Below are 20,870 nucleotides of genomic sequence, written 5' to 3'. Positions count from 1 at the left end.
GCTCTCGGGTGGGAGCGGACCGCGGTGGCGTCTATCGGTGCGAGGGCGGCGGTCCGTTCAGCGTTCACGTCGGCGTGGAACCTTCCCAGTACTGGTGAGTGGCGGCCGCCTGCCCCCGTGTCCGGCAGCCGTGGAGCGACAGGCTCCCCCCAACACCACCCCATCGGAAAACGGACCCGATCGTGCAGACCGACGTCGGAAATCTTCGGGAAGCGTCGCATCCGCCCCGGCGCGCGCCCCCCTTGCAACAGCGCACGCCCCGCCTCCGGGTGGGGGCGGGGCGTGCGGCGGCGGACGGGCGCGGGGCGGCTCAGTCCTGGGCGCGGCCGGTGACCGGTGCGTCGGTCCGGTCGCCGAGGAACTCGTACCAGCGGCGCTGCAGGCACAGGTAGCGGGTGTCGGCCTCGGCGAGGTCCAGGAAGGAGCCGACGGTCGACGCCAGCCGTTCGCCGAGGCCCCGGTCGGCGAGGGCGCCGTCCTCGGTGAACTCCTGGTGGGCCGCCGCGAGGCTGAACATGTCGGGGTAGACCCGCGCGCCGAGGTGTTCCAGCGGGACGCGCAGGGCCCACAGGCCGCGGTTGCCGCCCACCATGGACGGGGAGGCGGAGACCAGCAGGACCTGCTTGTCCTTGAAGGGCTGCGGCTGGACGCGCGAGACCCAGTCGATGGCGTTCTTGACCGGTCCGGGGACGGAGGCGTTGTACTCGGGCGAGGCGATGACGACGGCCTGCGCCGCCTCGATCCGCTCCCTCAGCGCCAGGGCGCCCGGGGGCATGCCGTCGTCGGCCTCGACGTCCCCGTCGTACAGCGGCATCGGGAAGTCCCCGAGCAGTGCGGGCTCGGCGGTGGCCCCCGAGCGCACCACCAGGCCGGCGACGAGCGCCGCCAGACGCGCGTTGACCGAGCCGGTGCGGGAGGACCCGGAAAGCACGAACACGTGCATCGAGGCACGGCCGCCGTGCTGCCCGTCGTGCGGACGGGCCGGATCCGTGGGGAAGCGGGCCTGGTCGTTCGAGGTCACGGCTGTCTCCTTGCCGGTGCGCGCCTCCGGCGCCGGAGGCGGAGGTTCCCAGCGGACTGTACGGGCGGGCGGACCGGACCGGCCGGGACCGCGCGCGCGTCCGTGCGCACGTCACCCGGCTGCCACGGGCGCGCCGCCCGGCGGTGCGCGGTCGCCCGCGGCGGTGGCGGCGCCGGGACCGGCGCGGTGCCTGGCAGGCGGGAAGGGGGAGGCCACCGCCCGCTCCCGGGGCAGGGGGCCCGGCGGGAGCGGGCGGTTCAGCCGGCTACCACCAGATGACGACGTAGCCGGCGCCGCCCGGCTCTCCGGCCGTGCCCAGGGCGACGGGCGTGCCTCCCTCGCCGCCGTCACCGCCGTCCGCGGTGCCCGCCGGACGGCCGGCGATGCCGTCGGGGGCGGTGCCTCCTCGGGCCGCGATGCCGTTGCCGCCGGGCAGGTTCACCCCGCCCGTGGAGCACGAGCCGTTGCCGCCGGTCCCCGGGGTGCCCTGGGCGCCGTCTGCGTCCGCCGTGGCGTTGCCGCCGGCTCCGCCGCCGCGCGGGCGGTCCGGCGGGGCCGGGGGTGTGGGCCGGGCAGGTGAGGATTTCGCCGGGCCGGAGCAACTGCCCCGCGGGGGTACGGCCGGCTCCCGGAGGGCCGCGGGGCGTCCGCTCCCCCGGCCCCGCTGCGGGGCCCGGGAGCGCATGCGGCAGGATGACAGTCCGTTCGGAATATGTACGTCCGCTCGAACGAGCGCCCGCACAACGCGACCTGACAGGTGACATGGTGACGACACGACACATACGGCGGCCGGCCCTCGCGCGAGCGGAGGCCGTGCGTTGACCCGGGACCTCGTGCTGCACGACTGGGTGGTGGCCGCGATCGCGCTCGCCTCGGGCGGAGCGGCCGGACTGCTCCTGCGCGCCCTGCTGAAGTGGCTCGCCAAGCACGCGGAGCGGACCAAGTGGACCGGCGACGACATCATCGTCGACGCCCTGCGGACCCTCGCCCCGTGGGCGGCCGTCATCGCGGGCGCGGCGGTGGCGGCGACGGCGCTGCCCCTCACGGCGCGGGTCGGGAACATCGTCAACCAGTCGCTGACGGCCCTGCTCATCATCTTCGCCACGTTCACGGCGGCCCGGGTCATCGCGGGGCTGGTCCAGTCCGTGGCCCAGTCCCGGACCGGTGTGGCCGCGTCCGCGACCATCTTCGTGAACATCACGCGGATCGTGGTCCTCACGATGGGCGTGCTGGTCGCGCTGGAGACCGTCGGGGTGTCCATCGCCCCTCTGGTCACGGCCCTGGGCGTCGGCGGTCTGGCGGTCGCGCTGGCGCTCCAGGACACGCTGGCCAACCTCTTCGCGGGGGTGCACATCCTCGCCTCGAAGACGGTGCAGCCGGGCGACTACATCCGGCTCAGCAGCGGGGAGGAGGGCTACGTCGTCGACATCAACTGGCGCAACAGCGTGGTGCGCAACCTGTCGAACAACCTGGTCATCATCCCCAACGGGCGGCTGGCCCGGACGAACATGACCAACTTCACCCAGCCCGAGCAGAAGCTCTCGCTCCTGGTCCAGGCGGGGGTCGGGTACGAGAGCGACCTCGAGCACGTGGAGCGGGTGACGCTGGAGGTGGTGGACACCGTGATGGCCGACATCACGGGCGGCGTCCCCGACCACGAGGGCAAGGTCCGCTTCCACACCTTCGGGGACTCCCGGATCAACTTCACCGTGATCCTGGGCGTGGGCGAGTTCAGCGACCAGTACCGGATCAAGCACGAGTTCATCAAGCGCCTGCACCAGCGCTTCCGTGAGGAGGGCATCTCCATCCCCGCTCCCACGCGCACGGTCTCCTTCCGCCCGGAGGAGGACCCGCGCACGGTCCTCTCCGTGCCGGTCCCGCACCAGCGCGACGCCTCGTCGTCGGCACTCCTGACCGACCGGTAGCCGCCGGCCGCGGTGCCGATGGTCACGAGGGGGTGAAGGCCCCGGGACGACCGTACGTCCGTTCCTGTGCTGTTGCTCCTTTGACCGGTTCCGGCCAGTACTGCCGCAAGGACGGCGTGGGCCGCATCACCCACGCCGCGAACGGCCGCCTGATCTCCTGCCGCCAGGACGGCGGACAGCCGCGCTGGGGCTACTGAGCCCCGCACGCCCGGGGCGGGCCGCCGGAACCGGGTGCCGGTTCGCCCGGGCGGCGTAATCTGGGGGAAAGGTGGCATACGGCGCGCTCCCGGCGCGCCGTACCGCGCCTCTCACCCTCTCGCACCCGGGCCAGGGAGGCGGCGCGTGACCGATCCGTTCGGCTTCCTCAGGATCCCCCGCAGGGCCGTGCCGCCGCGGCCCGTCGAGGAGCGGCTCGGGGACTGGAGCGAGGTGTACGCGGGGCAGGCGCTGCTCCCGCTCGTCCGCGAGCAGGCCGACCGGTGCATGGACTGCGGTGTCCCGTTCTGCCACACCGGCTGTCCGCTGGGGAACCTGATACCCGAGTGGAACGCCTACACCGCCCGCTCCGACTGGCGCGGCGCGTACGAGCGGCTGCACGCGACGAACAACTTCCCCGAGTTCACCGGCCGGCTCTGCCCGGCGCCCTGCGAGGACGCCTGCGTCCTGGCGATCAACTCCGAGCCGGTGACCATCAAGAACGTCGAGCAGACCATCGCGGACGAGGGGCGGCGGCGCGGCTGGATGGCCCCGCGGCCGCCGGAGCGGCGCGGCGGGAGGTCCGTGGGCGTGATCGGCTCCGGCCCCGCCGGGCTGGCCGCGGCCCAGCAGCTGACCCGGGCGGGGCACCGGGTCGTCGTCCACGAGCGGGCCGACCGGATCGGGGGCCTGCTCCGCTACGGCATTCCCGGGTTCAAGATGGAGAAGTCGCACCTCGACCGCCGGATCGAGCAGATGCGGGGCGAGGGGACCTCGTTCGTCACGGGCTCGGACGTCGGCGGCGCGGAGCCGGCCGACAGGCTGCGCGACCGCTATGACGCCCTGGTCGTGGCGGTCGGCGCCGGGGAGCGCCGGGAGCTGCCGGTCCCGGGGCGCTCGCTGGGCGGGATCCACCAGGCCATGGACTATCTGACCTGCGCCAACCGGGCGTGCGAGGGTGAGTTCCCGGTGTCGCCGGTGACGGCCGCCGGCCTCCACGTGGTGGTCGTCGGCGGCGGCGACACGGGCTCGGACTGCCTGGGTACAGCCCTGCGGCAGGGCGCGCTGTCCGTGGTCCAGCTGGACATCAACCCGGAACCCGGGCCCGACCGCGCCGAGGACGAGCCCTGGCCGGTGCACCCGAAGGTGTACCGGATCTCCCACGCGCACGAGGAGGCCCGCGGCCGCGCGGGCCGCGACCCCCGGCTGTTCTCCAGCGCCACGCTGTCCTTCGAGGGCGACGCCCACGGCCGGGTGCGGGCGCTGCGGCTGACCGCCGTGGAGCCCGGGGAGCGGCGGCCCCTGGCGGGCGGCGAACAGGTGATCGAGGCCGGGCTGGTCCTGCTCGCCCTGGGCTTCTCGGGCCCCGAACGGGCCGGCGGCCTGCGCGAGCAGCTGGGGCTGGAGTACGACGGGCGCGGCAACTTCGCGCGGGACGCGCACTTCGCCGCCCTCGGACGGGCACCCGGTGTGTTCGTCGCCGGGGACGCGGGGCGGGGGCAGTCGCTCGTGGTGTGGGCGATCGCGGAGGGCCGCTCGGCGGCCTCGGCGGTGGACCGGTACCTGACCGGCTCCACCGCCCTGCCGGCCCCGGTGGCGGCGCACGACCGGCCCATGACGGCCCTGGGGCGCCTGCGGTACGGACCCGACCGGGACGACCCGCCGGAGGCGTAGGGGGCCGGGGCCCCGCACCGGCCCCGCCCGGGCATCGACGGCTCAGCCGCCGGTCGGGAAGACCGTCGGAGGGGTCAGGGAGGGGTGCGGCTTGGAGCGGGCGCCGTCGCAGAGCAGGGTGATCACGATCTGCGCGGTGGGCGCACCCGCCGCGGCGGAGCCGGTGAGCCGGGTGGTCGCCGTCCAGTCGGCCTTGCGGAGGCTGAGCATGCCGTCCGCGTGCTGTTGCGCGTCCTGCCAGCCGTGTCCGCCGCGGGCCCGTGCGAAGCCGGCCCGCAGCGCCGCGTCGGCGCCCGCCGCGGGGTACTCGGCCGCCAGCACCTCGTGGCACTCGATCGGGCTCATGTCCCGGGGTGCCCGGCGCACCGCGACACCCTCCTCGGCCATGGCCGCCGTCAGATCGGCCACCGCCTGCTCCGCGCCCAGCGGCGGACCCGAGTACCGCTCGGGCAGGGGGCCCAGGTCCTGGAAGGGAGCCCCGCAGGCCGTCGCCGTCGCCATGGCCAGTACCACCAGGGCCCAGCGCCCCGCCCCCACCCGCATGTTCCCGCCCGCCTCTCGCATCCCGCGTTCACGCACCGGCAGTCTCGCACCCCGGTCGGAGCCGTCCCGCGAGGGGGGGCCGGCTCCGGCGCGGCCGGGCCCGCGCGCCGAGGCCGACGGGGAGAGGAGGGAGGACGGCGAGGAGCTCGCCGACGGCGCCGGTCCACAGGGCCGGCCGGCGCCGAGCCACTGTCCCAGCGCCCCGCCGACGAGGGCCCCCAACAGCATGGAGACCCGCACCACGAACGGGGAGAGCCCGAGATCGCCCGAGAGCAGCACCAGCAGCATGGATGCGCCGATCGTGCCGCACAGACGGAGGCCGCGGACGCGGCGGTGAGGGCGTGCAGCCGACGGTCGCCGGGGACGAGGCGCAGCCCTTCGGCGATCTCGGCCCGCAGGCCTGGCCCTGACGGGCTCCCCGGCCGCGCCCGGGCAACTGGCGGCCCGGCGCGGACTCGGCCCCGGCGCGGTCTCCCAGCACCTGGCGATCCTGCGCGACGCGGGCCCGTCACGAGCCACCGGTACCGCCGTGCGGCGCCCGCGGCGTGTACAACCGGTGCATGACAGCGGTGAGGGAGCAGAGGGCCGTGGACGTCGGCCCGTCGGGCATCGAGGTCGCCTACGAGCGCTTCGGCGACCCGCAGGCGCCCCCCGTGCTGCTGGTGATGGGCCTCGCCCTCCAGATGCACGGCTGGCCCGACGGGTTCTGCGCCGAGCTGACGGGGCGTGGACTACAGGTGATCCGGTTCGACAACCGGGACTGCGGCCTGTCCTCGCACTTCCACGACGCGCCGCTCCCCGACCTGCCGGCGTGCCGGCGCGGCGACCTGTCGTCGGCCTCGTACGACCTGTCCGACATGGCGGCCGACACGGTGGGCCTGCTGGACGCGCTGGGCCTGGAGGGCGCCCACGTCGTCGGCCTGTCGCTGGGCGGGGCCGTCGGGCAGACGATGGCGATCGAACACCCCGGCCGGGTCCGGTCGCTGACCTCCCTGATGTCCACGACCGGCGCCCGTGGTGTCGGGGAGCCGGACCCCGCGGTGCTGGGGGTGCTGGCGGGGCCGCCGCCGGCGAACCGCGAGGAGGCCATCGAGCGGACGGTCCGGGCGGGACGGGTCATGGGCTCGCCCGCGTTCGCCTGCGACGAGGCCGCGCTGCGCGAGCGCGCCGCCCGCGCCTTCGACCGCGACTACGACCCCCTGGGCGTCGGCCGCCAGGCCGTCGCCTCGCTCGCGTCGGGCGACCGGACGGCCCGGCTGGGCACGGTGCGGGTGCCCGCGCTGGTGATCCACGGCGCCGCGGACCCGGTGTGCGACGTCAGCGGCGGGCGGGCCACGGCCGCGGCCGTCCCGGGCGCCGAACTCGCCGTCTTCGAGGGCATGGGGCACGACCTTCCCCGGGAGCTGTGGCCGCGGATCGCCTCGCTGATCGCCGCCCTGGTGGCGCGCGCCGAGCGGGCCCCGGTCAGCGGCTGACCGCCGTCCGCCCGGGGTGGGCGCCGGCGTGGTCGGTGTGGACCGTCGCGGCGGCCATCCGGGGGATCGCGCGGATCAGGGCCCCCTCCGCCGTCACCGCCAGTCCGTGCGCCTGGACGACCGTCAGGTGCGAGCCGACCACGATGTCGGCCTCGGCGCGCAGGGCGTGGCCGATCCAGCGCATGCGCAGCTGACCGACGTCCAGGACCCCCTCCACCCCGCGCAGCGCGCGCTCGGCGGTGTCGACGAGGGCGGGGTCCACGGAGTCCATCAGGCGGCGGCAGACCTCGCGGGCGGCGCTCCCGAGGACCACCAGGACGGGGAGGGTGATCAGCAGGCCGACGACGGGGTCGGCGGCGGGCCGGCCGAGCGCGGAGCCGGCCGCGCCCAACAGGACGGCCAGGGAGGTGAACCCGTCGGTGCGGGCGTGCAGGCCGTCGGCGACCAGGGCGGCGGAGCCGATCCTGCGGCCGGTGCGGATGCGGTGGCGGGCCACCCACTCGTTGCCGGCGAACCCGGTCACCGCCGCCGCGGCGACGGCCCACAGGTGGGTGACCTCCCGGGGCTCCATGAACCGCTCGACCGCCGCCAGGGCGGCGAACGCCGCGGACGCGGCGATGACCGCCACGACGCACACGCCCGCGAGGTCCTCGGCGCGCCCGTAGCCGTAGGTGTAGCGGCGGTTCGCGGCCCGCCGGCCGAGGAGGAAGGCGATGCCCAGCGGTACGGCGGTCAGGGCGTCGGCGGCGTTGTGGACGGTGTCGCCGAGCAGGGCCACGGAACCGGAAAGGGCGGCGATCAGGGCCTGGACGGCCGCGGTCGTGCCCAGGACGGCGAGGGAGGTCCACAGGGTGCGCATGCCGTCGCGGGAGGCCTCCATCGCCGCGTCGACCTTGTCGGCGGCCTCGTGGCGGTGCGGGGTGAGGAGGTGCCCGAGCCGGTGGCACAGCCGGGCCGCCGGACCGCGGCCGGGCAGGCCGCCGTGGCCGTGGTCGTGACCGTTGCCGTGGTGGCCGAGACCGTTGCCGTGGTGGCCGGGCGGGTGGCCTTCGTGCGGATGGCCGTGCGCGTCGGTGCCGTGCGGGTGGCGGTCGTGGGGGCGGTCGTGCCCGCTGGTGCCGTCGTGCGGGTGGTGGTCGTCGTGGGGGTGGGTGCCGTCGGTGCTCCGGTTGCCCTCCATGGGTCCACCGTGGCACAGGGAACCCCTTGCGGCTACGGCCGTCGTACGTGCCGTGACCAGGTGCGAAGGGCTCGCAGGTGCGTGCGGGGAGCCGCCGGTACCGCTCCCCGTCCGGGTCTGCCCCGCACTCGACTCGGCGGCGGACGACCGCGCCGGAGACGCCCGGCCGAAGGCCCCGCGCCCTGGGACGACAGGAGCGCGCCCGTGACCGGCCCCGGCGTTCCCCTCCCCGTGTCCCCCGGCCACCCGCCGGCCTCTTCGACCGGCCCGCCACCGTGGCCGGGCACCTGCCGGACGAACCCGCGCCGGCCGGCCGGTGGCGTACGGAGGGCGGGAACTTCTTCGAGGCCGGGCCGCCCGGCGGGGACTTCTGCCTGCTCAAGCACATCCTGCACGACTGGGACGACGAGGCCGCGCTGCGCGTCCTCGGCTCGGTCCGGCGCGCGGCGGCCCCGGGGGCCCGACTGCTGGTCGTGGACGCCGTGCTGCCCGGGGGCGGCGCTCCGCACCCGGCCGGGCCGGAGCATCCCCTGGCAGGCACGGCGGGCGGATCGCAGGCGGCGACCACGAGGGCCGTTCCGAGCAGCCGGTCGGCTGGGCCGGCCGTGGAGCCGGACATCGTGATGCCGACGGTCGTCGAGGGGCGCGAGCCGACCGCCGCGGAGTTCGAGAAGCTGCCGGCGCGCGCGGGGTTCCCGCTGCACCGCATCCTGCCGACGCCCGCGCTGCCGTCGGTCGTCGAGGCGGTCGCGGTGTGACCGGCCCACTCAGGGCCTGGGTCAGAGGAGGGCGGTGGCGAGGACGGCGAGCAGCGCGGCCGCCGGGCTGAGCACGAACACGGCGACCAGCCCTGCCAGCGCCGCGAGCAGGTGGGGCTCCGCGTTCGCGGCCCTCCTCCGGCGGGCGCAGGCGAGCAGCCAGGAGGCGAGGGCGAGGAAGGGGACGAGGAGGAAGCCGGTGACGGCGGTGACGTGCCCGACCGCGGATCCGGACAGTTCGTACGCCGTGCCCCGGGCGATCTGTACCGGCACGGCGCTGCCCGGGCCGTACTGCGCGGCGGCGCCGTCCAGGATGACCTCGCGCCGCGGCTCACCGGTGCGGCGCGGGGTGTAGAGACCCTGGCACTCGGTCCCGCCCGGGTAGCCCTCCGCGTCGGAGGCGCCGTGGCACTCGGCCACCGCCAGGATGCCGTCCGCGGGCCGCAGGCCCAGGACGGCCACCAGCCGGGGTCCGGGCAGGAGCCAGACCAGCCATCCGGCAAGGGCCAGGAGCGCGGCGGATCCGAGGAGGGCCAGGGCCCGGACCGAGTTCCTTGCGCCACCTTCCACGACTCCCCCTCCCGGGGGTGAGCCATACCCCCGCGGCGGTCCCTCTCACGTCGGCCTTCCGGCGGGCCGGGCGGAGGCATCCGGACCGCCCGATATCCACCATATGCCGTAGCGGGGAATGAACTGCCCCGTCCGGCTCCTAGGATGGGGCCGCCGCGGCCTCGGAGCGGGGCTGCAGGGGCCCATATGCAGGGAGTTGAGCATGAAGCGGTTGCGTGTGCTGGTCGCCGCCGGGGTGCTGGCGCTGGGGCCCGCGGGGGCGGGCACCGCCCAGGCGAGCCCGGCGCCGTCCGCGGCGGCGGCCGCCTGCCCGGACGGGGAGGTCTTCGCCACCGACAACACCGCCGTCATCACGGATCCGGCCGACCCCCGGCTGAAGACGCGGCTGACCCGCTTCGACCGCGAGGTGCGCGGGATCGTCCACGCCGACGGAGCCCTGACGGCGCGTTCGACCCTGCTGGACGGGGTGTTCTGGTCCGAGGAGCAGAAGCAGACCACCTACGAGCGGTCGCGCGAGTTCGACGTGAACCGGGTGGACCGGGAGGGGCTGCGCCACATCGCCGGCGTCATCGCCAAGCAGTACCGCCAGGAGTCGGTCCTGACCTTCCGCTGCCTGCCGCGCACCTCACCGGAGACCGACGCGGTCGAGGTCCGGGCCGCCGGCGTCAGCCCCACCCGCCTGCGTGAGGCGCTGGCCGCCGACCCCGAGGCCCGCGAGCGGCTCGGCGGCGGCTCCGTCACCCTCGGGGGCCGGCTGATCCTGATCGCACCGGTCACCGACCTGCCGCTCGCCCAGCGGTTCGCCGCCGGGCTCGGGGTGGACTGGGACAAGGCCGAAGTCCGCTACGGCGACGAGGAGTTCGTCTCCTAGTCCGGTACACCGCAGGAGGGCGGGGTGGTGCCGGCACCACCCCGGATACGGGCGTTGGGAGGATCGTCCCGGAGGCCGCGTTCGCGGAGGATCGGGGTGTACCGCACCGCTCCGACCGGGGGGAACCACCCACATGCACCTCTTCAAGAAGCACGCGCGCTGGGCCACGGCCGCCGCGTGCGGGCTGCTCGCCCTCGCCGCCCTGCCCGCCGCCCCGGCGAGCGCCGCCACCGCGATGGAGGCCGCGCCCGCGGCGGCCCGGTACGCGCAGCAGCGACTCGCCTGGCAGCCCTGCCAGTCCGGCTCCCTGGAATGCGCCACCATGACGGTGCCGCGCGACTGGTACCACCCCGGCACGGGCGCGGACCTGACCGTCGCGGTGTCCCGGCACCGGGCCTCGGATCCGGCCGCGCGCCGGGGCGTGCTGATGATGGCGGCCGGCGGGCCGGGCGCCTCGGGCCTGGGCCGGCCGGCGGGGCTGGCGGCGTACTCGCCCAAGCTGGCGGCGGCGTACGACATCGTCGGCTTCGACCAGCGCGGGGTGGGCGCCAGCACGCAGGTGGTCTGCTCCGACCAGGACACCGTGGACGCCCTGTTCACCAGCGGCGACCTGCGCGACCGGTCGCCGCAGGCCGTGGAGACCACCGTGGACCGCGCGCGGGGCTTCGTACGGGACTGCGAGCGGCAGTCGGGCGGGCTGCTCCCGTACATCACCACCGACCAGGCCGTCCACGACATGGACCTGTTCCGTTCGCTGCTCGGCGAGTCGAAGGTGTCCTACTACGGCCCGTCCTACGCCACCTTCCTCGGCGCCTACTACGCCACCGAGTTCCCGCGCCGCGTCGACCGGGTGGTGCTCGACAGCAACATCGGCTTCACCGGCAGCTGGCAGGAGTTCCTGACCGGCCAGCCGATGAGCTTCCAGCGCCGGTTCGAGCAGGACTTCCTGCCCTGGCTCGCCGCGAACGACGCGACCTACCACCAGGGCCGGACCCCGCAGGAGGCGAAGGCGGCGTACGAGCGGCTGCGCGGCGCGCTGGGAGAGCACCCGCTGGACCTGGAGGGGACCCTGGTCACCCCCAACCACCTGGACGCCGCCGCGACGTCCGTCATCTACAGCGGCGACCGCTTCCCCGACCTGGCGATGGTGCTCGGCGTCCTGCAGCACCCGGACGCGGCCCCGCCGGCCGCCCGCAAGGCCCTCGCCGAGAAGCTCAGGCACCCGCTGGGGGCGCAGTTCGCGGCGGACTTCTTCTCCGTGATCTGCCAGGACACCCCCTGGAACCACGACAGCGCCTACTGGGTGCGCCGGAGCGGGGCCGACAGCCGCGCCTACCCCATGGCCGGGGCCCGGGAGCTGACCTTCGCGTCGGTCTGCGCTGCGTGGCCGCGCTCCCGGGCGCCCCGGGTGCAGGTCACCGGGCGGGGGCTGCCGCCGATGCTGATGCTCAACTCGCTGCACGACCCGGCCACCTACTACGAGGGCGCGCTGCGGGCCCACCGCGGGACGGCCGGCTCCCGGCTGATCACGGTCGGCGGCGGCGACCACGGCGTCTACCAGTCGCACAACCCCTGTGTGGACGCGTACGTCGAGGGCTTCCTCGTCGACGGCCGGATGCCGGCCGAGGACGCCTCGTGCGAGGGCAGGCCGCTGCCCGGCCCGGGCGCCGGCCGGTAGGCCCCGGGCTGCCGTCAGGCCGAGGAGCCGCTGTCGACCACGAGGTCGGTGCCCACGACGGCACCGGCCTGCGGCGAGGCGAGGTAGAGCACGGCCGCAGCGACCTCCTCGGCCTCCGCGAGCCGGCCGAGGGGGTTCTCGTGCTTCATCCGCTCGACCCGGTCGGCCTCGGTCTCACCCGGCCGCAGCGACATGGGCGCGGCGGTGGCGCCGGGGCTGACGGCGTTGATGCGGACGCCCTCGCGGATGTGGTCGAGGGCGGCGGCGCGGGTGAGGGCGGCGACGGCCGCCTTCGAGGTGACGTAGGCGGCGGCGTTCGGGATGCGCGTGTGGGCGCCCAGGTTGGAGGCGACGTTGACGATGACGCCGCCGCCGTTCTCGCGCATGTGGGCGATCTCGTGCTTCATCGCCATCCAGACGCCGGTGATGTTGGTGCGCAGCACCTCGTCCCAGTCCTCCTCCGCGATGTCGGCGGCGGGGACGGTGCCCCGCAGGATCCCGGCGTTGTTGACGGCGACGTCGAGCCCGCCGAAGCGGTCCACGGTCGCGCGCACCAGGCCGGCGAGCCGGCCGGAGTCGGTCACGTCGGCGGGGAGGGCGGCGGCCGTGCCACCCGCGGCCGCGATGAGGGCGACGGTCTCCTCCAGCGGGGCCGCGGTCCGTCCCGCGGCGACCACGCGGGCGCCCTCGGCGGCGAAGGCGAGGGCGATCGCGCGACCGATGCCGGAGCCCGCGCCGGTCACCAGGGCGGTCTTGCCGGTGAAGCGGTTCATCTTCGGTGACTCCCTTGAGGGGCAGCGAGGCCCATATTGGAACGAACGGTTCAGTATGAGGGCGCACGGAAGCACCCTCGGGCGGCGCTCCCGCGCGGGGTGCGGTCAGTCCAGCAGGGTCAGGGCCTGTTCGGCCGCGTCCCGCACCCGGGCCGGGTCGTCGCAGGCCTTGCCCACGACGCGGACCCCCTGGAGCAGGACCAGCAGCATGCGGGCGAGCGCCTGCGGGTCGCGGCCCTCGGGCAGCTCGCCCTGGGCCCGGGCCCGCAGGAGCGCGGAGTGCAGCAGCGTCTCGAAGCGGTTCCAGTCGGCCTCGACCCGGCGGGCGGCGCCGCTGTCGTGCGCGGCCAGTTCGGCGGCGGTGTTGGTGACGAAGCAGCCGACCTGCCGGCGCCCCGGGGCGGCGGCCTCCGCGGCGAAGCGGCGGACCACCTCCCGCACGGCGGGCAGCGCCGGGCCCGGCCGGGACAGCTCCGACAGGAGCAGCGGGTTCTGCGTCTGCGCGTAGCGGTCCATCGCCTTCAGGTAGAGCTCGTGCTTGCTGCCGAAGGTCGCGTAGATGCTGGCGCGCCCGACGCCGAGGTGCTCGACGAGGTCCGCGACCGACGTCGCCTCGTAGCCGCGGCGCCAGAACAGCTCGAGGGCCGACTGGAGCGCGGCGTCCGGATCGAATTCCTTGGTCCTGGCCACGTCGAAGATCGTAAAACGATCTGGAACGATCGGTCAAGAAATATGCGGTGCGCCGGGACCACCCGTTCGGCGCGCCGCGCAGGCCCATCCGTGCTGTGCTCGTGGGGAGGGGTGCACACACGGCCTCGGACACACTCGGAGAGCCAAGGAGGAACCATGACCAGGAACCTGCGGGCCCGGGACATCATGACCAAGGGTGTGCAGTGCGTCCGGGAGGAGCAGAGCCTGCTGGACGCGGCGCGCATGATGCGCGACCTGAACGTCGGCTGCCTGCCCATCTGCGGAGACGACGAGCGCCTCCAGGGGCTGATCACCGACCGCGACATCGTGATCAAGTGCTGCGCCGAGGGCAGGGACCCCGCCTCGATGAAGGCGGGGGAGCTCGCCGGGACGCTGCACTGGGTGGACGCCGACAGCAGCGCGCAGGAGGCGGTGGACACCATGGAGGTCCACCAGATCAAGCGGCTGCCCGTCATCGACGTCGCCGGTGGCCACCGGCTCATCGGGATGATCACCGAGGCCAACCTGGCGAAGAACCTCTCGGACGCGGAGATCGCCGAGTTCGCGGTCCGCGTCTACGCCGCGAACTGACCGCGGACCGACCGCGGACCGCACGCCGGCCGACCGGCGGCCGTCTTGTCCGTCGGCCGCCCGTAACCCCCTGCCGTCGCCCTCGTTGGAGTAACCGGTCAGCGAAGTGGCGATGCGCCGGCCGGGCTCCAGGAGCCCGGCCGGCGCATCGTGTGTCGACGACGAGGGAGAAGCACCGCGTGCGTAGCCGCCGATCACGGCGCACCCCCGCCACCGTCACCGTGACCGCCGCCGTGATCTGCGCGCTCACCGCCCCCGCCGCGGCCGGTGACCGGCCCGCCGGCCCTCCCCCGGCCACCGCCCGGGCCTTCACCCTCACCGCCGACGGCGCCGCGCCCGCCCTCACCGCCACGCGCACGGCGGACTTCAGCATGCTGGCCGTCACCGCCCCCGCCGGCCGGCCCCCGGCCCCGGGCGGGTACCGGATCCGCACCAGGGCCCGCCCCTCGGGCGCCTGGTCCGCCTGGACGGTGCTGGAGCCCGGGGAGCCCTGGTGGGCCGGGCCCTCCACCGGGGTCGAGGTACGGACCGCCGGCACGGACGCGCCCCTGGCTGCCGGACTGCGCCTGGACCTGGTCGACCCCGGCCCGGATCCGGCCGCCCGGCCCGGGAGCGGTCCGGCGGCCGGGGCCCTCCCGGCGGCGTACGCGGGGACGGGCGCGGCCCCGCGCCGCCCCCGGGTCGTGCCGCGCGCCGACTGGGGCGCGACGCAGGACGACGGCGCCCCCGTCGTGTACGGCAGGGAGGTCGAGGCCGTGTTCGTCCACCACACCGCCCAGACCAACGCCTACGACTGCGCCGACTCCCCCGCGATCGTGCGCGGGCTCCAGACGCTGCACCGGCGCGCCAACGGCTGGAAGGACCTGGGATACAACTACGTGGTCGACAAGTGCGGCACCGTCTTCGAAGGCCGGGCGGGCGGCTCCGACCGGCCCGTCACCGGCGCGCACACCCTCGGCTTCAACACCGACACCCTGGGCGTCGCCGTGATCGGGCGGTACACGGACGAGGAGGCCCCGCCCGCCGCCGTGGAGGCCGTCGCCCGGCTCGCGGCCTGGGCCCTGCGCCGGTACGGGCACGACCCGGCCGGCACCGTGACGCTGACCTCCGCCATCGACAACGGCCGCTTCCGGAGGGGCGGGCGGGTGACCGTGGAGCGCGTCTCCGGGCACCGCGACGTGTTCGCCACCGAGTGCCCCGGGGCGGCCCTCCACCACCAGCTCCCGTCCGTGCGCGCACGGGCCGCGGACCCGCTCGGCGGCTTGCTGCCCGACCTCGGGGGCCTGCCCGTATAGGGCGTCGACAGGCCGTCAGGGCGTTTGCACGGGGTGCCCGTTCGCGTCGGTGCGGTCCGCCTGGCTGGAGAACTTGTTCAGGAAGACGTCGTACCAGCCGTCCGGGCGCTTGGTGAGGGTGGCGCCGTCCTGCCAGGTGCCGTTGCCGGGCCACCACTGGCTGCCGTACGGGTCGCCCTGGTTCTGGTGGACGTCGTGCATCCCGAGCCCGTGGTCGAAGGGCTCGCCGAAGACCAGGACCTCCCGGCCCGGCACCAGGATGGGCTCAAGGGCCCGGGCCGCGTCGAGGTTGGAGCCCGAGACCCACGGGTGGGGCGGGTGCAGCCGGTCCAGGAGGGCCTGGAGCCGGGCGGGCGGCCGGCGGAAGAAGAGACAGCCCGGACGGTCCACGAGGGCCGGGTGGCGCAGGTGGTCGAGGGCGCCGGAGCCGGAGGACGGAGAGAGCTCGTGGTAGCCGGGGCCCATGGCCGGCACCGGGTCGAGGATCGAGGCGGCCAGGACGAGCACCTTCCACTGGACGGCGGTGGCGGACTGCTTGCTGTCCACGTCGACGGCGCACCGGTAGCGGCCGGCCGGGGCGTCCACCTCCAGGTTGACGTGGAACCAGCGCCCCATGGTGTCGGGCTGGTCGCGGAAGTGGCGGTGCAGCGTCCCGGAGAGTACGCCGTAGGAGTCGAGCGGCATGCGGCCAGTCAACCACCGGCCCCCCGCGGAGGCGGGTGACTCGCCGCCGGCCTGCCCCGGGCCGGTCAGTTCGGGCAGTCGGTGTCCCGGGCGGGGCGGGCGCCGGTGGCCAGGAAGCGGGTGACGGCGCGGTCGCCGCAGGCGTTGCCGTTGCCGAGGTACATCCCGTGGCCGCCCTGGTCGACCCTGACCATCACCGCCCGGGCGCCCAGGGCCGCGCGCATCCGCAGGCTCCCCGCGTACGGGGTCGCAGGGTCCTTGCGGCTCTGGACCATGAGGATGTTCGACGGGCCGTGGTCGGTGATCCGGGTCGGCGGGGTGGTGGGCGGGGTCTTCCAGAAGGAGCAGGGGGTGACGTTGACGGGCATGCCCGCCGTGAGGGGGCGGCGGGCGCGGTCCTCGTCGACCGCGCGCTGCAGGTCGGCGGCGGGCGGGTTCGGCCAGGCCACGTCGTTGCAGAGGACCGCGACAAGCTGCGAGGCCTCCTCGTCGCGCAGGGGCTGCGTCAGCTCCGGCGGGAGGGCGGGGGCGGCCTGCGGGTCCCGCAGCGACAGGAGGAGCCGGGCCAGGCCGGGGAAGGCGGAGTCGCGGTAGAGCGCGTTCTGGAGTGCCTGGCGCAGGCCGTTGCCGGTCAGGGGCGTCCCCGGGGTGGTGGACGGGCGCGGGGCCCGGTCCAGGGCGTCGGCGAGGGAGAGGACGAGGGGCCGCACCTCCTCCGGGCTCCCGGCCAGGCGCAGGCCCTCACGGTCGCGGTCGGGGTGGGAGGCCCAGGCGGCGAAGTCGGGGAAGCGGTCCTCGGCGCCCGGACCCATGTTGGCGAGCCAGCCTCGGGCGACCCGCTGCGGGTCGGGGTCACCGCTGCTGTCGAGGACCCATCGGTCGGTGCGCCCCGGGTAGGTCTGCGCGTAGACGGCGCCCACGTAGGTGCCGTACGAGACGCCCCAGGCGGAGAGCTTGCGCTCCCCCAGGGCCTCGCGCAGGCGGTCCATGTCGCGGACCTGGTTGGCGGTGCTGAAGCTGCGCAGGACGGGTCCGCCGGCAGTGGCGCAGGCCTCGGCGACGCGCCGGGCGTGGGCGAGGTTGGGGGTGGTGTCGCCGCCGGGGCCGGGCCAGGAGCGCAGGGTGGTGAGTCGGCGGTCCTCGGGGGCGATGCCGCAGGCGGCGGTGGTGCTGCCGCCGACGCCCCGCGGGTCGAGGGCGACGAGGTCGTAGGCGCCGGCGAGTTCCTTCCCGAGGGCGGCGCCCTTCTGCGTCAGGCGCTGCACTCCCGAGCCGCCGGGCCCGCCGGGGATGAGGACGAGGGTGCCGCGGCGGGCCTCGGGGCGGTCGCTGCGGATGCGGGAGACGGCCACGCTGATCTGCGGGCCGGCCGGGTCGGCGTAGTCGAGGGGGACGGGCAGGTCGGCGCACTCCTGGGCGGCCGGGCCGTCGGGCTTGGCGCAAGGGTGCCAGTCGAGGCGGGGGGCGCCGGTACGGGGCCGGTCCGGGGGCTGTGGGGCCGCCGTGGCGGTGGTGGCGCCGGCCAGGGCGGTGGCGGTGCAGAGGGCGAGCAGCAGGGCCGTGTTCCGTCGGTTCGTCATGCCGCAAGCCTCGTCGACCGGGGGCCGGGGCCCCATCCGGGAGCCCGGTGGCCGCCGGGTGGGGTTAACCCCCGCTGAGGGAGGGGGCGTTGCAGCAGGCGTCGCGCTGCATCTGGTGGCGGACGGGGTGCCAGGCGGCCGGGGCGGGGGCGGCGTCCGCGGGGGCGGGGGCGGGGATTTCGGGGAAGGAGGCTTCCAGGGCGCCGCGTTCGTGGAGGGCGCCGGCGCGCAGGACCGCGCGGATCCGGACCAGGTCGGCGAAGTCGGTGAAGGGGTCGCCGTCGACGAGGGTGAGGTCGGCGTACTTGCCGGGTTCGACCGTGCCGAGGTGGGCGTCGGCGCCGAAGACGCGGGCGGGGGTGAGGGTCGCGGTGGTGAGGGCCTCGGCCGGGGAGAGCCCGTACCGGTGCAGGGCGCGCAGGGCGAGGTGGAGGTGGAGGCCGACGGGGGTGAGGGGGGCGTCGGTGCCCAGGGCGACGCGACCGCCGCCGACCAGGACGGCGCGGTAGACGGAGACCTCGCGTTCCAGGGCGGCGAGCTGGTCGGTGCCGGGCGGGTGTCCGGCCGCCGCCCTGATCGCGGACGCGTCCCAGGGCGGCATCAGGGCGGTGACCCGGCGGTCGGCGGCGAGGGAGGGGTCGGACCCGATGAGGGGCCAGGCGGTGAAGGGGGTGGCGATCAGGTCGAAGGCGCCGCCGGTGTACACCTCCAGGGTGTCCTCCTCGGTGTGGCCACCGGGGGTGGCGCCGTGGCCGTACTCGGCGCGTTCGGTGGCGATCAGATGGGTGGTCAGGTCCTGGCCGGACTGGATGCCGGGGGCGCACAGGTGGGACCCGGCCCGGACGCCGAGCCGTTCGTGGGCGAAGCGGGCGGCCCGTTCCATGACGTCGTAGGGGGCGCGGACGTAGGTCTTGACGAAGTCCCAGTCCAGGGCGGCGGCCCGGTCCAGGGAGCGGGCGAAGCCCTCCGGGGTGCGGTGGGCGCGGCCCATGCTGTAGGCGACGCGGGATCCGTCGAGGAGTTCGCCGCCGGCCAGCAGACGGGGCGCGGCGAGCCGGCCGGCCCGGATGTCCTCGCGCAGGCGGGCCTGTTCGTAGGCGGAGCCGCCGAGGGAGACGGCGGTGGTGATCCCGTAGGCGAGGTGGAGCACACCCTGGCGGGCCCCGTAGGTGTAGGGGTACGGGTGGGCGTGGGCGTCCCACAGGCCGGGCAGGACGGTGCCCTGGGAGGCGTCGACGGTACGCGCGGTGCGGCGGCCGGGGCGGTGGGGTTCGACACCGGTGACGCGCCCTGCGCTGACGAGGATGTCGACGTCGGCGCGGGGCGCGGTGCCGGTGCCGTCCCACAGGAGTCCGGCGTGGACGACGGTGTCCACAGGGGCGGGCCGGCGGTGGGTGAGTGCGACGGGCACGGTACGGGGTGCCGCGGCCGGGGCGCCGTCCGCGTCGAGGGCGAGCAGGCGCAGGCGGCCTGCGGACTGGTAGAGCAGGGTGCGGGAGTCCCCGGACCAGCTCGGGTGGTCGGCGCTCTCGTCGGTGAGGCGGCGGGGCGCCCCGGCGGGGGTGCCGTCGGGGGCGACGGGCAGCAGCCAGAGGGCCGACTCGCTCACGAAGGCCAGGAAGCGGCCGTCGGGCGACCAGACGGGGCCGGAGGCGTAGCGGTCGGAGAGCGCGGTGTGCGGGGCGGGGGCGTACAGGCGGGCGGCGCCGGTGGCGGTGTCGACGATCCGGATCAGGTTGTAGCCCTCGCGGAAGCGGCGGCTGAGGCGGTTGCGGTCGCAGAGCGCGAGGTGGCGGCCGTCGGGCGACCAGCTGGGCGCGCCGGGCAGTCCGCCGCCGAGGGCGGTGGCCAGGGGCTTCTCCTCGCCGGAGGCGAGGTCACGGACGAGGAGCCGGCCGGAGAGGTCGAGGGCGGCGAGGCGGGTGCCGTCCGGGGAGAGGGATCCGTAGACGCGGCCGGCCGGGGAGAGGACGGTCTCCCGGCCGTCGGTGAGTTCCCTGCGGCGTACGGTGTTCAGCCCGTCGCGGTCGTCGGTGTAGAGCAGCGCCCGCCCGTCCGGGCTCCAGACCGGGTTCTGGGGGTAGGCGGTGGTCTTCGCCCGGAGGATTCGGCGCGGGGCCCCTCCGGTGACGGGTGCGACCCACAGGGCGCCGAGCGCGGCGAAGGCCACGCTGCGGCCGTCGGGCGAGAGGGCCGGCAGGTGGATCCCGCGGACGGGCAGGGGCCGTTCGGCCTCCAGGACGTACTCCTTGACCCGGTAGCGGGGCCGGGTCACCTCCAGGGTGGCGTCGAGGGGGATCTCCTCGCCGGTGCGGTCGCGGTGGGGGCGGACGGTGCGGAACCGCCCGTCGAGGGTGACCAGCAGGCGGTCGTCGCCGAGCCAGCGCGGGGGCGCCGGGGCGAGGTCCCCGTCGAGGGGGACGGGGCGGCCGTCGGCCCAGAGGGTCAGGTACTCGGCCTTGCGGGGGCCGGGGGTGGCGCAGAGCCAGGCGGTGCGTCCGGCCGGGGAGAGGGCGGGGGCCAGCAGACTGCCTTCGGCGGCGGTGTGTTCGGTGCGCACGGGGCCGGTGCCGTCGGCGGAGACGGAGGCGAGGGTGCGGGCGGTGAGGCTGCCTTCACCGGTGGGGGTGGCGCCGGTGAGGGCGGCGCGGACGAACAGCACGCGGGAGCCGTCGGGCGTGAAGACGGGGTCGAAGTCCTCCCAGGCCCCGCCCTGGTCCGGTCCGTCCTGCCCGGGCAGGCCGGTGAGCCGGCGCAGGCCGCCGTCGCCGAGGGCCACGGTCCAGATCCGGTAGGGGCTGCCGGCCACGGGGTCGCCGCCGCGTTCGGAGCAGAAGGCGAGGGTGCGGCCGTCGGGCGACCAGGCGGGGGCCCGGTGGTCGAAGGGGCCGTCGGTGAGCCGGCGCAGGCCGGAGCCGTCGGCGCGCATCACCCAGATGTGGAAGTTCCCGCCGCGGTAGGCGCTCATGGCGACGCGGCCGCCGTCCGGGGAGAGCACGGGGCGGCCGGGTTCCAGGTCGGGCGGGGTGAGCCGGGCCGCCGGAGAGCCGTCGGGCGGCAGGGTCCACAGGACGCCCTGGACCTCGGCGATCACGCGGTCCCCGGCGGCGGTGGCGGTGGCGGCGCCGTTGGTCGTTCGGGTGAACCGCAGCCGCACGGGCGCCGCCGGTCCACCGGGGGCCGGGCCGGGTGCGGGCGCCGGGGCCCCCTCCGCCTCGGCCGGGGAGTGTCCGAGGAGCGCCGCCAGCGCCCCGGCCGAAGCCGCCCCCAGTACCGTCCTGCGCGCCACCCGCATCGCGAACGCCCCTCCCGTCTGCCGGGCCCGCCCGCCGGTCCCGTCGGACGGTCGAACGACCCGGCCCCCGCC

At 76.0% G+C, this 20,870-nt stretch carries 18 protein-coding genes and 1 pseudogene; 9 read left to right on the top strand and 10 right to left on the bottom strand.

Translation table 11 applies throughout. The features are described 5' to 3' along the window. Positions 1–310 precede the first annotated feature (310 nt). On the bottom strand, positions 311–943 hold the full coding sequence (locus tag ACFY15_RS10120) for an NADPH-dependent FMN reductase (protein WP_390687331.1): 633 nt from the start codon (positions 941–943) through the stop codon (positions 311–313). Positions 944–1,286: 343 nt separating this feature from the next. Beyond that, a complete protein-coding gene (locus tag ACFY15_RS10115; protein ID WP_390825327.1) occupies positions 1,287–1,463 on the bottom strand; it encodes a hypothetical protein in 177 nt (58 codons plus the stop codon). Between the two features lie 376 nt (positions 1,464–1,839). On the opposite strand from ACFY15_RS10115, the gene ACFY15_RS10110 reads away from it, so the two are divergent. Together ACFY15_RS10110 and ACFY15_RS10105 are read left to right on the top strand one after the other, a co-directional pair. Continuing rightward, entirely contained in the window at positions 1,840–2,946 is a 1,107-nt protein-coding gene (locus ACFY15_RS10110; protein ID WP_390687307.1) for a mechanosensitive ion channel family protein, read from the top strand. A 342-nt stretch (positions 2,947–3,288) separates the two neighbouring features. After that, on the top strand, positions 3,289–4,815 hold the full coding sequence (locus tag ACFY15_RS10105; protein WP_390687306.1) for a glutamate synthase subunit beta: 1,527 nt from the start codon (positions 3,289–3,291) through the stop codon (positions 4,813–4,815). Positions 4,816–4,857: 42 nt separating this feature from the next. On the opposite strand, the gene ACFY15_RS10100 is transcribed toward ACFY15_RS10105, so the two are convergent. Further along, the gene (locus ACFY15_RS10100) at positions 4,858–5,646 is read right to left on the bottom strand and encodes a hypothetical protein (RefSeq protein ID WP_390687305.1); all 789 of its coding nucleotides are present in this window, start codon (positions 5,644–5,646) and stop codon (positions 4,858–4,860) included. A gap of 112 nt (positions 5,647–5,758) precedes the next feature. On the opposite strand from ACFY15_RS10100, the pseudogene ACFY15_RS10095 reads away from it, so the two are divergent. Together ACFY15_RS10095 and ACFY15_RS10090 are read left to right on the top strand one after the other, a co-directional pair. Then, positions 5,759–5,851 (top strand): annotated as a pseudogene (locus tag ACFY15_RS10095) (ArsR family transcriptional regulator); the annotation flags it as partial. Between the two features lie 67 nt (positions 5,852–5,918). Then, positions 5,919–6,833, top strand: coding sequence for an alpha/beta fold hydrolase (locus ACFY15_RS10090; RefSeq protein ID WP_390687304.1), 915 nt, complete (start codon positions 5,919–5,921; stop codon positions 6,831–6,833). Here the strand turns inward: ACFY15_RS10090 and ACFY15_RS10085 are convergent. Further along, positions 6,823–8,013 (bottom strand): cation diffusion facilitator family transporter, encoded by a 1,191-nt coding sequence (locus tag ACFY15_RS10085; protein ID WP_390687303.1) that lies wholly within the window; start codon positions 8,011–8,013, stop codon positions 6,823–6,825. The two genes, ACFY15_RS10090 and ACFY15_RS10085, sit on opposite strands and share 11 nt — an antisense overlap. A 77-nt stretch (positions 8,014–8,090) precedes the next feature. On the opposite strand from ACFY15_RS10085, the gene ACFY15_RS10080 reads away from it, so the two are divergent. Then, entirely contained in the window at positions 8,091–8,771 is a 681-nt protein-coding gene (locus tag ACFY15_RS10080) for a methyltransferase (protein WP_390687302.1), read from the top strand. A gap of 21 nt (positions 8,772–8,792) precedes the next feature. Here ACFY15_RS10080 and ACFY15_RS10075 read toward each other — a convergent pair whose 3' ends face one another. Further along, entirely contained in the window at positions 8,793–9,341 is a 549-nt protein-coding gene (locus ACFY15_RS10075) for a hypothetical protein (protein ID WP_390687301.1), read from the bottom strand. 202 nt (positions 9,342–9,543) lie between these two features. Here ACFY15_RS10075 and ACFY15_RS10070 point away from each other — a divergent pair, with 202 nt between their 5' ends. Together ACFY15_RS10070 and ACFY15_RS10065 are read left to right on the top strand one after the other, a co-directional pair. Continuing rightward, positions 9,544–10,212: a hypothetical protein gene (locus tag ACFY15_RS10070; RefSeq protein WP_390687300.1), complete on the top strand. Its 669-nt coding sequence runs from the start codon at positions 9,544–9,546 to the stop codon at positions 10,210–10,212. A gap of 133 nt (positions 10,213–10,345) precedes the next feature. Continuing rightward, complete coding sequence (locus ACFY15_RS10065; protein ID WP_390687299.1) at positions 10,346–11,890, top strand: alpha/beta hydrolase; 1,545 nt, start codon at positions 10,346–10,348, stop codon at positions 11,888–11,890. 14 nt (positions 11,891–11,904) lie between these two features. Here ACFY15_RS10065 and ACFY15_RS10060 read toward each other — a convergent pair whose 3' ends face one another. Together ACFY15_RS10060 and ACFY15_RS10055 are read right to left on the bottom strand one after the other, a co-directional pair. Then, entirely contained in the window at positions 11,905–12,663 is a 759-nt protein-coding gene (locus ACFY15_RS10060; protein ID WP_390687298.1) for an SDR family NAD(P)-dependent oxidoreductase, read from the bottom strand. A gap of 105 nt (positions 12,664–12,768) precedes the next feature. Continuing rightward, positions 12,769–13,353, bottom strand: coding sequence for a TetR/AcrR family transcriptional regulator (locus tag ACFY15_RS10055; protein WP_390687297.1), 585 nt, complete (start codon positions 13,351–13,353; stop codon positions 12,769–12,771). A 156-nt stretch (positions 13,354–13,509) separates the two neighbouring features. On the opposite strand from ACFY15_RS10055, the gene ACFY15_RS10050 reads away from it, so the two are divergent. Together ACFY15_RS10050 and ACFY15_RS10045 are read left to right on the top strand one after the other, a co-directional pair. Beyond that, positions 13,510–13,944 carry a CBS domain-containing protein gene (locus ACFY15_RS10050; protein ID WP_390687296.1) on the top strand — a complete coding sequence of 145 codons (435 nt, stop codon included), beginning with the start codon at positions 13,510–13,512 and terminating at the stop codon, positions 13,942–13,944. Between the two features lie 179 nt (positions 13,945–14,123). Continuing rightward, the gene (locus ACFY15_RS10045; protein ID WP_390687295.1) at positions 14,124–15,239 is read left to right on the top strand and encodes an N-acetylmuramoyl-L-alanine amidase; all 1,116 of its coding nucleotides are present in this window, start codon (positions 14,124–14,126) and stop codon (positions 15,237–15,239) included. Positions 15,240–15,254: 15 nt separating this feature from the next. Here ACFY15_RS10045 and ACFY15_RS10040 read toward each other — a convergent pair whose 3' ends face one another. The 3 genes from ACFY15_RS10040 to ACFY15_RS10030 form a co-directional block, all read right to left on the bottom strand. Next, on the bottom strand, positions 15,255–15,923 hold the full coding sequence (locus tag ACFY15_RS10040; RefSeq protein WP_390687294.1) for a DUF2278 family protein: 669 nt from the start codon (positions 15,921–15,923) through the stop codon (positions 15,255–15,257). A 65-nt stretch (positions 15,924–15,988) separates the two neighbouring features. After that, positions 15,989–17,503 carry an alpha/beta hydrolase gene (locus ACFY15_RS10035; protein ID WP_390687293.1) on the bottom strand — a complete coding sequence of 505 codons (1,515 nt, stop codon included), beginning with the start codon at positions 17,501–17,503 and terminating at the stop codon, positions 15,989–15,991. 64 nt (positions 17,504–17,567) lie between these two features. Next, positions 17,568–20,798 (bottom strand): amidohydrolase family protein, encoded by a 3,231-nt coding sequence (locus ACFY15_RS10030; protein WP_390825326.1) that lies wholly within the window; start codon positions 20,796–20,798, stop codon positions 17,568–17,570. Between the last annotated feature and the right edge of the window lie 72 nt (positions 20,799–20,870).

Origin of the sequence: Streptomyces sp. NPDC001373 (assembly GCF_042895815.1) — a bacterium.
Taxonomy (GTDB): domain Bacteria; phylum Actinomycetota; class Actinomycetes; order Streptomycetales; family Streptomycetaceae; genus Streptomyces.
This window is presented reverse-complemented; position numbering and strand designations above follow the sequence as displayed.